We start from the raw sequence: 12,609 nt of genomic DNA, 5'->3' as shown, positions 1-12,609 counted from the left end.
ACAGTTTTTCAGGGCGCCGCACTGATGACGCCAATGATGCACCCATCCTTCTCTATCCGGTGTAAACAAACACCACAATAAGAAGGACTTAGCTATGAACGATAAAATAACGACCGAGCAATCGCAGCGTGCAGGTGAACTTGATCCGGAGTTCAATGGTGGGGAGATACTTGTCCTTCCCGGTACAGATGCAACCGATGTGGCAATTGCCCCCCAGGGTAGGATCTACGTGGTGGGCGGTACGGAGCTCTGGGACTCCAAGTATATAATTTCGGGTCTGAACCCAGACGGTACATTTGACCGGTTTTTCAATGGTGGCGTCCCTGTTACTAACGTGTTCCTTCCAGGTTTCCCAGCAGTGGCAGAGAATGTTCTTGTGTTGCCAGATGGCAAGGTTTTAATTCTCGGTAGGGTGGTGGGCGAGGAAGGTTATATGTTTGGGTTGGCCCGTTATCATCCAGACGGAATGCCAGACCTCTCATTTGGTGTTAATGGTACTGCCGTTCCGACCTATGAGTTCGATGGGGTCGAGATGAGCAAGGATGATTCTGCTGTTAAGGACAAGGCGTCGAGGTATCTTGATACCGATAGCGTTTCGTTATTCGAACATGACGGGCGTATCTATATTGCGGGGCGTGGCAAGGTACGGATTGATAATAAGGTCGTGACGCTGCTCATGTGTCTTGATGAAGCGGGTAACCTCGTACAGGCATTCGGTAACAAGGGAGCCGTTGTTGTCGCGCATCCTGAATACCACGTAAATACACGGCAAATCTTGGTGGCCAATGGTTATATCTATTTGGCCGGGTTTATACAGGCTCCGCGAGGGAATCACAGGACCTGGGTTCGCCTGCATATGGACGGTCGTCTTGACCTGGCTTTTGGCCTGGATGGTTTTGTTTTTGAGATCAACGAGGACTACAGCAGTTGGGGAAACTTCATGAGGGTCGTATTGCAGAACAACCTGAAAATATTGGGCGTCGGTTCAGGTGTTAACGTGGCCACGTTTGTGTATGAGGGGCTATTGGCGAGTATCGACAAGGAGGGTGGAAAGGATTCGGATTTCAATGGGGGCGAGCCCGTCCTGACCCATATGGACGATACGAGATCGGGCTGGCAGGACGGTTCGATTCAGAGGAACGGATATATCGTCACCTGTGGCACTGCGGGTGATCTCGATGTCGAAGATCTGGTTGTCGGGCGTTACCTGCCGAACGGTGATCTGGATGTGACCTTTGGCAGCAACGATGGCTGGACGCGAATTGATGTGAAAGACTGGGTTTATCGGGCGGCGTTGGCTATACAGCCGGACAATGGGATTGTTGTAACGGGCCGATATGTCCGTGATCGGATTTCAACCCCATTTGTACTTCGACTGAAGGGCTGACTTTCGGTGGCTGAGTCCAGATGCCGGGGCGATATGGTTGACCGGGTGCGATAACAACGGTCGTCATAACGCCTTGGTTGCTGGACTCACTCCACATACTCCGTGTCGGGCGTTGAGTAGTGATTCACTCCGCCGCGCTATACGTCTTCATCGCCGTGCAATAGCGCACCTGCATCCCCTTGCTTTTCTCATCCTGGTCGCGGTTCCAGCGCTTCTCCCATTCGCCGCATTGTTCCTTGAAAAAGACCTCCGCCGATTTGCGGCATTCGCGGCGCTCGGTGCTGCCGGCCAGGAAGTTACCGCAGACGCTGGCGTTGTCGATGACGTTGTTGAAGATCCGCCATTTCGCCTGGTAGCGGTCACGACCGTCCCATTCACGAATGCTGACCGTGGCGATTTCGTACTGGCGTGTCTGCCTGGCTTCAGGCGCATTCAAGTTGGCCTGGTAACCGGCCAGGTAGCTGGCCGACACCAGACCCTGGACCTTCGGCACGGGTGCCGAGACCGTGGCGGATGCTGCCGCCGGGGCCTGGGTCTGCACCACGACCACCACTTGCGGTGCAGGTGCCGGAACGAGTTTGGCGGTGGGTTCCGGATGCGCCTGCACCGGCTCCACTGGCGCCATCGGCGCTTCGGGCGGTTCGGATGTTTCAGTCGGCATCGGCTCAGCCGCCGGCAGTGCCGGGATAGGGATCGGGTGGCTGTTGTTACGGTTGACCGTCATGTAGCCGAGCATGCCCACCAGTATCAGCACCAACACCCACATGCCGTAGGACCTTGGCTGAACTGGGCGCGGGACTTTCTGTTTGGCCGGGTGCGATCCCAGCACCACATCGAAATGTTCGGGGTGCAGGCGTTTGAAACGGATGACGCCATCGTCATCTTCTTGCTCGGGGGGATGCATATCGCCGCTGCCTTCCTTGGTGAGTCAGCGGGTTATCGGCGCTTTCTCGTGGGCTTTAAGGGGAGTCGCAGATTAAATCGTTAAACGGCCGTTGGCGAGTAACGACGACTCCACAAAAATGAAACTTTCCCTGATAGAAAGGCGAGACGGATGACAAGGCCGTTGCCCCGGCATTCGGCAGTTCGGCCAAATCGACAACGCGCCCTGTCTGGCGCGTTGTTCGTTTATGGAGGCCGTTATCGGTAGGCGAGATTGGTCGGCTGCTGCTTCGCACGTTCGCCTGCCAGTCGCGTCGCTGCCGCCAGGTCCATCAGGCCGCGCCCGTAAGCCTCGCCCTTGGCAAACAGTCCGCTGTTGTTGGCGCTATCGAGCAATACATCGCGCAGTTGCTGGGGCGTGAGTTCGGGAAAGCGACTTTGCAGGGCGGCGAGCGCACCACTGACCAGCGCCACGGCAGGCGAGGTGCCGGCCGTTTCCTTGTAGCCGCCCTTGGCACTGGTGGTCAGCAAACCTTTGTCGACGCCACCATCCCCGCCCGGGACCGCGATGCACCAGCGTTCGGCCACGCCACAGTAGTTGGACTTCTGGTTGATGGCCGTGCCGTCGTTCTTCAGCGCCACCACGGCGATCCAACCCTTTTCCAGCTCCGGCAAGGCCATGGGCAGGCCAGGTTCGGCCAGGGGTTCGCGGCGTAGCTCATTGCCCGTGGGAAAAACAAACACGGCACCGTCGGCCACCAACTGGCGAGCGACCGGTAAGGAGTCGCCCATCACTTGTTTGTAACGCGCTTCAGTGATTTCGGTGGCGGGAATGTCGTTGGCCCAGGAGTTACTCAGGATTCGGGCCCCGGCGGCGAAGCTGTCTTTCCAGGCGCGGGCGATCTGATCGTCGAAAAAGAACGGTTCGTTGTTGTCGCCGATGCGCATCGCTATGAGCTTGGCGTCGAAAGCGATGCCGTGCATGCCTTGGCCGTCGCGGTTGGCGGCGATAATGCCGGCCATCTGGGTGCCATGGCCGTGGGGATCGATCAGTTCGGGGATGTCGCGTACATAGTCGTGACCGGGGGTGGCGAGACGGCCCTTGAATTCGGGCAGTTCAGGGTTGAGGCCCGAGTCGATGATGGCCACGCTGACACCTTTGCCGGTGCCACCCTGTGCATAAAGTGCCGATGCCTTGACCAGGAGCAGGGCGCGTTGGGCGTTGTATTCCGGGGTTTCGAAGCGGCTGGAGGGTGGCTCGGTCCCGGTCTTGCCTGACTGCTTGAAGTCCAGGTCGTACAGGCAGCCACCGAGCATGAGTGGGGTCAGCAGCAGGCCCCGACCAAGCAGCGAAGAGAGACGTTGAAGTACAGAATCCATGTGAAGCTCCTGTGCAAACGACAGCCCTTGAACCGTCCGTTTCAAGGGCAGGGCAGTCGGGTTCTGAGTGTCAGTCCCCCAAGTGGCTTCGATGTAATCGGTATTTTCACCAGGACGCACCTGATGATTTGTATCCGGGTATTGGTCGCTATCCCGCAGCTCCGGCCCGCTTTGCGCTAGTCTGGCGCGCCGTAGCAGTTTGTAATGCTTGCCTCGGACCTTTTCTCGCCCGACCGCCTAGGGTTTGTTTATCCACAGCGGTCAACGGAGTGACAGCTTATGCACGACACCCTCCAGCGGGTTTTTGGTTATCCACAGTTTCGCGACGGTCAGGAGGCAGCGATCAGTGCGGTATTGGCCGGGCGTTCGGCGGCGGCGATCTTTCCTACCGGTTCCGGCAAGTCCTTGTGTTATCAACTGCCGGCGCTGCTCCTGCCACACCTGACGCTGGTGGTGTCGCCGCTGCTGGCGCTGATGCAGGACCAGTTGGCGTTTCTGCAACGGCACGGCATTGCGGCGGCGAGCATCGACTCGGCCCAGAGCCGCGATGAAGCCAATGCGGTGATGGCCCGGGCGCGCTCCGGCGAGCTGAAGATCCTGATGATTTCCGTGGAACGCCTGAAGAACGAGCGCTTTCGCAACTTTCTCCAGCAGGTGCAGATTTCCCTGTTGGTGGTGGACGAGGCGCACTGTATTTCCGAGTGGGGCCACAATTTCCGTCCGGACTATCTGAAGCTGCCGGACTATCAGCGCCAGTTCCGTATTCCCCAGGCCTTGCTGCTGACCGCCACCGCAACGCCGAAAGTGATCGCCGATATGCAGGCCAAGTTCGCCATTGCACCGGATGATGTGGTCACCACCGGTTTCTATCGGCCGAACCTGAACCTGTTGGTGGAATCGGTCGGTGGCCAGGACAAGCATCGCCGGCTGGTGGAATGGTTGGGCGGGCACCTCGGGCAGCCGAGTATCGTCTACGTCACCTTGCAGAAGACCGCCGAGCAGATCGCCCAGCACCTGAGTCGGAACGAAATTCCGGCCACGGCCTATCACGCCGGCTTGCCCCATGAGCAACGGGAGGCTATCCAGAAGCAGTTCATGGGCGGGCAGTTGAACTGCATTGTCGCCACCATCGCCTTCGGCATGGGCATCGACAAGGCCGATATCCGCAACGTGGTGCATTTCGACCTGCCCAAGTCCATCGAGAACTACAGCCAGGAAATAGGTCGGGCCGGGCGCGACGGCCAGCCGTCCGATTGCCTGGTACTGGCCAATCGCGACAGCCTCAATGTGCTGGAGAACTTCGTCTACGGCGATACGCCGGAGCTGGAGGGGATTCGACGGGTGCTGGACGAGCTGAAGGGCGCTATCCCGGATGGCCAGTGGGAGTTCCTGCTCGGGCCCTTGGCGGACCAGAGCAATATCCGCCAGTTGCCGCTCAAGACCTTGCTGGTGCAGCTGGAGTTGCGTGGCTTGATCGCGCCGCGTTATGCGTATTTCGCCGAGTACCGTTTCAAGTTCCTGGTGGAGCCCGAGGTGTTGCTGGCGAAGTTCGAGGGCGAGCGGCGCGACTTTGTCTCGGCGATTATCCAGACCTCCAGCCGCGCCCGGACCTGGGCCACGGTGAACTTCGACGCCTTGTATCAACAGCATCAGGCCGAACGCGGCCGGGTGGTGAAGGCCTTGGACTTTTTCCAGGAGCGGCGCTGGATCGAGCTGGAAAGCAAGCAGATGACCGAGGTCTACAGCCTGTTGGTCAGCGACTTCGATCCCCATGCCCTGAGCCTGGAGCTGTACGCCTATTTTGCCCAGCATGAGGTCAGCGAGATTGCACGGATTCACGCGATGCTGGCGTTGTTTGCCACCGAGCAGTGCCTGGGTTATCGGCTGGCCCGCTATTTCGGCGACGAGCAGGCGCCCGAGCATTGCGGGCATTGTTCGGTGTGTCACGGACAGGTGGCGTGCCTGCCAGAACCGCCGGCATTGCCTGCCCTCGATCAGCGTGATTTCCCGGGGCTGTGCAGTGGATTTATCCACAGACACCAGGAGTACAACGGGCATTCGCCCAGTGCGGAGTGCCTGACGCGATTCCTGTGCGGTATCAGCGTGCCCTTGTTTACGAAGTTGAAGGCAAGGGCGCTGCCGGGGTTTTCGGCGCTGGAGGCTTATCCCTATGCGGATGTGCGGGAGTGGGTCGCGGCCTGGTCCCTTGAGGGGCAGGCAGCGTAGGCGCTAGCGAGGGTGGCGCGCCTTATTGCGCAGCCGGTCGGTCACTGAGCACGGCGTATTCGTCACCCTCCAGCGTAAAACCCGCGACTTCACGCATGCCCAGGCGTTCATGGGCGCGCAACGAGGCGCTGTTATCCCGGCGTATGAAGAGAATCGCCTCACGACCGGGGTAATGCTGCTGAAGTTGTGCGTAGAGCCGAGGCAGAAGGCCTTGGCCCCTTTCCGTGCTGGCAATACAGGCGGGGCCGTACACATAGGCGTCGGGCGTGCCTGGCCAGGCGGCCAGCATGGCGGTGATCGACGGCGGGGCGGGGTGCATGTCTTTTGCCGCGCTGAACAGCACGCCAACGACCCTGTCATCGCGGGAGGCGACCACCACGGGTGAGCCGCCAAGGGCCATCTGCCTGACCTTGTCGAGAGGGAATTCCCCGGTCAGTGAGCCGCCCTGGGAAGGGGCATTGGCCTGGAGCAGTTGGGCGATACCCTCGATGTCCGCGGCGCTAGCAAGGTGGATGCTGTACATGAGTAGTCTCCTTGGGGGGAGGCGAACCTACTGCATGGATGGCGCCCGGGCTTTCATATTACGCCCGGATTTCGACCGTTACAGGCCCGGATGTATTGCATTCAGTTTTCAGGCGGAGTGGCTGTCAGGTTCTGACCCACCGCCAATCCCGCGCGGATCGCGGCCAGCGCGGCCTGGTAGTAGGCCTTGCCTTCCGGCGACTCGGCAAAGGTGCTGAATTCTTCCAGCTCCGGGTCGGACAGGCCACGATAGACATAGAGCAGGGTGTTATCCAGGTCGCTGCCGATCTGTTCCATCAACCGCTCGCGCTGGCCGTTCAACATGCCTTGCGCCGCGCCGGCACCGAGCAGGCCGGGGATCATCGAGCTCAGGCTGTCGGCCGCGACGCCGGCGATAGCCAGGCTGACTTCGGCCCCGGCTTCGCGCGCCGGCAGCGCACGGCCCAGGTGGTTGATCAGCAGGCGACGGGTGGCACTGGCTTCGATATGCGGCAGGCCCTTGGCGTTCTTGGCCAATTGGTCGCGGCGGGTGGCGAGCAATTCAGCGGAAACGATCTTGCGTCCCAGCGGTGACTGGAAGAACGTCAGGGCCGGCTTCGGATTGGCGAGGTTCTGGCGCAACTGGGCCTCGGCCCGCTGGTCCATGGCCTCGGGCGCGAAACGCTGGTTGCTGTTGCTCACCAGCGCGTCATAGACCGCCGGCGGCAGGCTGTTGCGGTACTTTTGCTGGGCGGCGCTCAGGGCATCGTTGAAATGCGCGCGTTGTTCCGGCCAACCGGCGACCCGGTACAGCTGGTCGTGGTTGTCTGCCCAGGCGGGCAAGGTGCAGAACATCAACAGCGAAAAAAGCAAACGGCGCATAGGGACTCCTGTCTACAGCCGGCTATTGTCCCGGCGAGCGCGGTACTTGTCGAGAATTCCTGTAAGTCGTTCGGGGGGCTCTGTCGGATTTCCGGGCATCTGGATACTATGCGCGGCATGCACATTCCCTCTGATCACCCGCTGCTGTTACGTATCGTCGACGATCTGGCCGAGCGCGGCTGGTCGCAGCAGAACATCTTCCTGCCGCAGGCGCTGACCCTTGCCCTGGCCGCCGAGTGCCGCCAGCGCGCCGCCGAGGGTGAGTTGGCCCCGGCTGGTGTCGGGCGCGGACCGGCCCAGGAAGTGCGCGAGGGGATTCGTGGCGATCATATCCAGTGGCTGGAACCGGGCCAGACCGGGCCCTGCGATGAATACATGGCGTTGATGGACAGCCTGCGCGAGGCCCTCAACCGTGGCCTGTTCCTGGGGCTCGAGGATTTCGAAAGTCATTTCGCGCTGTATCCGCCCGGCGCTTTCTACAAAAGACACGTGGACCGCTTTCGCGATGACGACCGACGGACGGTCTCGGCGGTGATCTACCTGAACGACGCCTGGTTGCCGGAGCACGGTGGCCAGTTGCGCATGTACCTCGGGGACGGCGTGGAGCACGACGTGGTTCCGACCGGCGGTTGCCTGGTGCTGTTCCTCTCGGGGGAGGTGCCCCATGAAGTCTTGCCGGCGACGCGCGAGCGCCTGTCGCTGACCGGCTGGTTCCGCCGGCGAGGGAGTGATCCGTTCCCATGATGCAGAAGATTCTGGTCAGTCGTTGCCTGCTGGGGCATCTGGTCCGTTATGACGGCGGGGCCAGCGGGCCTTATGCGCAGCTGTCCCGATGGCAGGATGAAGGGCGAGTGGTGCCGTTGTGCCCGGAAGTGGCCGGTGGCCTGCCGACGCCCCGTGCGGCGGCGGAAATTCCCGGCGGGCAGGGCGCTCAGGTACTGGAAGGGCTGGCCCGGGTGATCACCACCGAGGGCGAGGATGTCAGCGAGGCCTTTCTCTCTGGCGCGCACCAGGCGCTGGAGCTGGTACGGCGGCATGCCATCGGTATCGCGGTGCTCAAGGCCAACAGCCCGTCGTGCGGCAACCTGCTGGCCTACGACGGAACCTTCAGCGGGGTGAAGGTCCGCGGTGAAGGGGTGACGGCGGCGTTGTTGAAGCAGGCCGGGGTGCAGGTGTTCAGTGAGTTGGAACTGCCGGAAGCGCTTATCGCCCTGCAACGCCTGGAGCATCCCGCAGCGCCGTAAAACACCGGCTCACTGCTTCGGCGGCTGGGTCGCATCCATCCCTAACCACTTCTGCGAGAGCGCCGCCAGGCGCCCGTCGGCCTTCAAGCGTTGCAATGCGTTATTGAGGCTGGCCTGGAACGCCGGATTACCTTTCTGGAACGGAATCGCCAGGGTCACTGTCGGCGCCTCGGCCGCATCCTGGGTGATCGGCAGCGAGTCATCGCGCATGGCGAACGGAATCTGCGTGGGCAGGGTCTCCCGGGGCATCAGCCATTGCGCGCTGGTGTAACCATAAGGTTCGCTGAAGTCGTAACGTTTTTGCAGTTCCGCAGTCATAGGCATGTGGTTGATGGCGACATCGTATTTGCCCGTCTCGATGCCTTGCAGCAAATCGGCGGCATCGGTGGGGACGAACGAGGCTTGCACGTCCAGTTCCCGGGCCAGCTGTTCGCCCAGTTCGACTTCGAAGCCGGTCAGGTGGCCGTCTTCGGTAAAGCCGAAGGGCCGCATGTGGCCTTCCAGGGCAATGCGCAACTCGCCCCGGTCGTTGACGTCATCAATCAGTTCAGCCTGGACGAAAGGGCTGACGAAAGGCAGTAAAAGTAATAGGCCAGGCAGAAAACGCATGGTCGCTCCCGAATTGGAATACAAATATGTACCGTGCCGGTCGGGCACGTTTTGCTATGTTGTTGAGTGCCTTGGACCACAAATCGCCACAAAGTTGTCATAACCGTACTGAAATTGCGGAAAACTGGAGAAGTTGATGAAAACCTTAGTGTCTCGTCTTGCGTTGGCTACTGTTTTGCTGGGTTCTTCGATGCTGGCGGTTGCGGATGATAATATTCCGCGGGTTGCGGCGCCCAAAAGCGCCAAGGTCTTTATCGTTTCGCCGAAGGACGGCGCTACAGTCGATAAGACCTTCACGGTCAAGTTCGGTATGAAAGGCCTGGTGCTCAAGCCGGCCGGTGATCTCACCCCAGGCTCGGGTCACCATCACCTGCTGGTCGACCAGACGGACCTGCCGGACCCAGCCCTGCCGATCCCGGCGACCGACACCGTGATCCACTACGGCAAGGCCCAGACCGAAACCCAACTGACCCTGACCCCGGGCAAGCACACCTTGCGACTGGTGGCGGGCGACAAGGGCCACATGCAGTTCAATCCGACCGTTGCCTCGAAAGTCATCACCGTCAACGTGAAGTAAATCCGCGACAGAAAAAAAGGGAGGCCCTCGCAGGCCTCCCTTTTTTCGTCCAGCGCTTGAGGCTTAGAACAGCACGCGGGACCGGATGGTGCCGTTGATGTGTTGCAGCTTCTCTTGCGCCAGGTCCGAGTACTCGGCGTCAACGTCGATCACCACGTAACCGACTTTCTCGTTGGTCTGCAGGAACTGACCGGAGATGTTAATGCCGTTTTCCGCGAAGACCTTGTTGATTTCGCTCATCACACCCGGGATGTTTTCGTGGATGTGCAGCAGGCGGTGCTTGCCAGGGTGAGCCGGCAGGGCCACTTCAGGGAAGTTCACGGACGATACCGAAGTACCGTTGTCGCTGTACTTGACCAGCTTTTCCGCCACTTCCAGACCGATGTTGGCCTGGGCTTCGGCGGTCGAACCACCGATGTGCGGGGTCAGGATCACGTTGTCCAGGCCACGCAGCGGGCTTTCGAACTCTTCGTCGTTGGAGCGTGGCTCCACCGGGAAGACGTCGATGGCCGCGCCGATCAGGTGCTTGTCCTTGATCGCGTTCGCCAGTGCGTCCAGTTCGACCACGGTGCCGCGTGCGGCGTTGATCAGGATCCCGCCTTTCTTGATCGCGCGGATTTCCTTCTCGCCGATCATCCACTGGGTTTCAGCGGTTTCCGGCACGTGCAGGGTGACGATGTCGGACATGCCCAGCAGGTCGGTCAGGTTCGAGACCTGGGTGGCGTTGCCCAGCGGCAGCTTGGTCAGGGTGTCGTAGAAGAACACCTGCATGCCCAGGCCTTCGGCCAGAACCGACAACTGCGTACCGATCGAGCCGTAACCGATGATCCCCAGCTTCTTGCCACGGATTTCAAAGGAGTTGGCCGCGCTCTTGATCCAGCCACCGCGATGGCAGGAAGCGTTCTTCTCGGGAATGCCGCGCAGCAACAGGATCGCTTCGGCCAGCACCAGCTCGGCAACGGAGCGGGTGTTGGAGTACGGGGCGTTGAACACGGCAATGCCGCGCTCGCGAGCCGCGTTGAGGTCGACCTGGTTGGTGCCGATGCAGAAACAACCGACAGCGACGAGTTTCTTCGCGTGTTCGAAGATGTCTTCGGTCAGTTGGGTGCGCGAGCGAATGCCGATGAAGTGGGCATCGGCGATCTTTTCCTTCAACTGGGCTTCTGGCAAGGAGCCAGTGAGGTACTCGATATTGACGTACCCGGAGGCCTTGAGGACGTCCACGGCGGATTGGTGGACGCCTTCGAGAAGAAGGAACTTGATCTTGCTCTTATCGAGAGAAGTCTTGCTCATCTGCGTAAACCTGTGTCCCGGAGAAAAATGGCAGGGAAATGGACAGCTTGAGCTGACCGCGCGGCGTGATCGCCGGCACCGCAGATCGGCCTGATAGCACGCTTCTGCGGGGGGCGTATGCTAGCATATGCGACCCGCAAACACTCATTCTGCGACGTGAAGCGTCCTCAGGATGACCATGAATTGTTCGAGAGTTCTGTCGATGACCCATCCTGCCCTGATTGATGAGCTGAAGACCCTGGTTGAGCCTGGCAAAGTCCTGACCGATGCCGACTCGTTGAATGCTTACGGGAAGGATTGGACCAAGCATTTCGCCCCCGCGCCGACGGCCATCGTGTTCCCGAAAACCACCGAGCAGGTCCAGGCCATCGTGCGCTGGGCCAATCAGCACAAGGTCGCGCTGGTGCCTTCGGGCGGTCGCACCGGGCTGTCCGCCGCGGCCGTGGCGGCCAACGGTGAAGTGGTGGTGTCCTTCGACAATATGAACCAGGTGCTGGACATCAACCTGACCGACCGTACCGCTGTTTGCCAGCCGGGCGTGGTCACCGAGCACCTGCAGAACGTGGCCGAAGAAAAGGGCCTGTACTACCCGGTGGACTTCGCTTCGGCCGGTTCCAGCCAGATTGGCGGCAATATCGGCACCAATGCCGGCGGGATCAAGGTGATTCGCTACGGCATGACCCGCAACTGGGTCGCCGGCATGAAAGTGGTGACCGGCAAGGGCGATGTGCTGGAGCTGAACAAGGACCTGATCAAGAACGCCACCGGCTACGACCTGCGCCAACTGTTTATCGGCGCCGAGGGCACCCTGGGTTTTGTGGTCGAGGCCACCATGCGCCTGGATCGCGCGCCGAAGAACCTGACCTGCATGGTCCTCGGCACCCCGGATTTCGACTCGATCATGCCGGTGCTGCACGCATTCCAGGGCAAGCTGGACCTGACCGCCTTCGAGTTCTTCTCCGACAAGGCCCTGGCCAAGGTCCTCGGCCGTGGCGATGTGCCGGCGCCGTTCGAAACCGACTGCCCGTTCTACGCCCTGCTGGAATTCGAGGCGACCACTGAAGAAGTGGCCAACCAGGCCCTGGAAACCTTCGAACACTGTGTCGAGCAGGGCTGGGTGCTGGATGGCGTGATGAGTCAGAGCGAAACCCAGTTGCAGAACCTCTGGAAACTGCGCGAGTACATCTCCGAGACCATTTCCCACTGGACGCCGTACAAGAACGATATTTCGGTCACCGTGTCGAAAGTGCCAGCGTTCCTCAAGGAAATCGATGCCATCGTCGGCGAATACTACCCGGACTTCGAAATTGTCTGGTTCGGTCACATCGGCGACGGCAACCTGCACCTGAACATCCTCAAGCCGGAAAACCTGAGCAAGGACGAGTTCTTCGCCAAGTGCGCTACCGTCAACAAGTGGGTGTTCGAAACCGTCGAGAAGTACAACGGTTCGATTTCCGCCGAACACGGCGTGGGCATGACCAAGCGCGATTACCTGACCTACAGCCGTTCCCCGGTTGAAATTGAATACATGAAGGCGATCAAGGCGGTGTTCGATCCGAACGGGATCATGAACCCGGGCAAGATCTTCGCGGTTTGAACCAGATGTCACTGATGACAAAGACCAGGAG

12 protein-coding genes are annotated in these 12,609 nt (G+C 60.4%); 6 read left to right on the top strand and 6 right to left on the bottom strand.

Going from position 1 to position 12,609, the window contains the following annotated elements:
- Positions 1 to 94: 94 nt before the first annotated feature.
- Entirely contained in the window at positions 95 to 1,387 is a 1,293-nt protein-coding gene (locus CWE01_RS18775) for a delta-60 repeat domain-containing protein (RefSeq protein ID WP_100942040.1), read from the top strand.
- A gap of 124 nt (positions 1,388 to 1,511) precedes the next feature.
- On the opposite strand, the gene CWE01_RS18770 is transcribed toward CWE01_RS18775, so the two are convergent.
- Both CWE01_RS18770 and CWE01_RS18765 read right to left on the bottom strand, forming a co-directional pair.
- The gene (locus tag CWE01_RS18770) at positions 1,512 to 2,291 is read right to left on the bottom strand and encodes a hypothetical protein (protein ID WP_100942039.1); all 780 of its coding nucleotides are present in this window, start codon (positions 2,289 to 2,291) and stop codon (positions 1,512 to 1,514) included.
- A 236-nt stretch (positions 2,292 to 2,527) separates the two neighbouring features.
- On the bottom strand, positions 2,528 to 3,649 hold the full coding sequence (locus CWE01_RS18765) for a S8 family peptidase (RefSeq protein ID WP_100942038.1): 1,122 nt from the start codon (positions 3,647 to 3,649) through the stop codon (positions 2,528 to 2,530).
- A 279-nt stretch (positions 3,650 to 3,928) separates the two neighbouring features.
- Here CWE01_RS18765 and CWE01_RS18760 point away from each other — a divergent pair, with 279 nt between their 5' ends.
- Positions 3,929 to 5,875 (top strand): ATP-dependent DNA helicase RecQ, encoded by a 1,947-nt coding sequence (locus CWE01_RS18760; protein WP_100942037.1) that lies wholly within the window; start codon positions 3,929 to 3,931, stop codon positions 5,873 to 5,875.
- Positions 5,876 to 5,897: 22 nt separating this feature from the next.
- Here CWE01_RS18760 and CWE01_RS18755 read toward each other — a convergent pair whose 3' ends face one another.
- Entirely contained in the window at positions 5,898 to 6,398 is a 501-nt protein-coding gene (locus CWE01_RS18755) for a GNAT family N-acetyltransferase (RefSeq protein ID WP_100942036.1), read from the bottom strand.
- 101 nt (positions 6,399 to 6,499) lie between these two features.
- On the bottom strand, positions 6,500 to 7,258 hold the full coding sequence (locus CWE01_RS18750; protein ID WP_100942035.1) for a DUF2059 domain-containing protein: 759 nt from the start codon (positions 7,256 to 7,258) through the stop codon (positions 6,500 to 6,502).
- Between the two features lie 108 nt (positions 7,259 to 7,366).
- Here CWE01_RS18750 and CWE01_RS18745 point away from each other — a divergent pair, with 108 nt between their 5' ends.
- Both CWE01_RS18745 and CWE01_RS18740 read left to right on the top strand, forming a co-directional pair.
- Positions 7,367 to 8,002 (top strand): 2OG-Fe(II) oxygenase, encoded by a 636-nt coding sequence (locus CWE01_RS18745; protein WP_100942034.1) that lies wholly within the window; start codon positions 7,367 to 7,369, stop codon positions 8,000 to 8,002.
- Positions 8,002 to 8,502: a DUF523 domain-containing protein gene (locus CWE01_RS18740; RefSeq protein ID WP_100942210.1), complete on the top strand. Its 501-nt coding sequence runs from the start codon at positions 8,002 to 8,004 to the stop codon at positions 8,500 to 8,502. Before CWE01_RS18745 ends, CWE01_RS18740 begins: the two co-directional genes overlap by 1 nt.
- Positions 8,503 to 8,511: 9 nt before the next feature.
- Here CWE01_RS18740 and CWE01_RS18735 read toward each other — a convergent pair whose 3' ends face one another.
- On the bottom strand, positions 8,512 to 9,111 hold the full coding sequence (locus CWE01_RS18735) for a transporter substrate-binding domain-containing protein (protein WP_100942033.1): 600 nt from the start codon (positions 9,109 to 9,111) through the stop codon (positions 8,512 to 8,514).
- Between the two features lie 136 nt (positions 9,112 to 9,247).
- Between CWE01_RS18735 and CWE01_RS18730 the strand changes: the two genes are divergently transcribed.
- A complete protein-coding gene (locus CWE01_RS18730) occupies positions 9,248 to 9,688 on the top strand; it encodes a DUF4399 domain-containing protein (protein WP_100942032.1) in 441 nt (146 codons plus the stop codon).
- 63 nt (positions 9,689 to 9,751) lie between these two features.
- On the opposite strand, the gene serA is transcribed toward CWE01_RS18730, so the two are convergent.
- Entirely contained in the window at positions 9,752 to 10,981 is a 1,230-nt protein-coding gene (serA, locus tag CWE01_RS18725) for a phosphoglycerate dehydrogenase (protein WP_100942031.1), read from the bottom strand.
- Positions 10,982 to 11,183: 202 nt separating this feature from the next.
- On the opposite strand from serA, the gene CWE01_RS18720 reads away from it, so the two are divergent.
- Positions 11,184 to 12,578 (top strand): FAD-binding oxidoreductase, encoded by a 1,395-nt coding sequence (locus CWE01_RS18720; protein WP_100942030.1) that lies wholly within the window; start codon positions 11,184 to 11,186, stop codon positions 12,576 to 12,578.
- Positions 12,579 to 12,609: the final 31 nt, after the last annotated feature.

Origin of the sequence: Pseudomonas sp. QS1027 (genome assembly GCF_002814235.1) — a bacterium.
GTDB lineage: Bacteria > Pseudomonadota > Gammaproteobacteria > Pseudomonadales > Pseudomonadaceae > Aquipseudomonas.
Note: the sequence above shows the minus strand (reverse complement) of the source record. Positions and strands in the feature narration are given on the sequence as shown.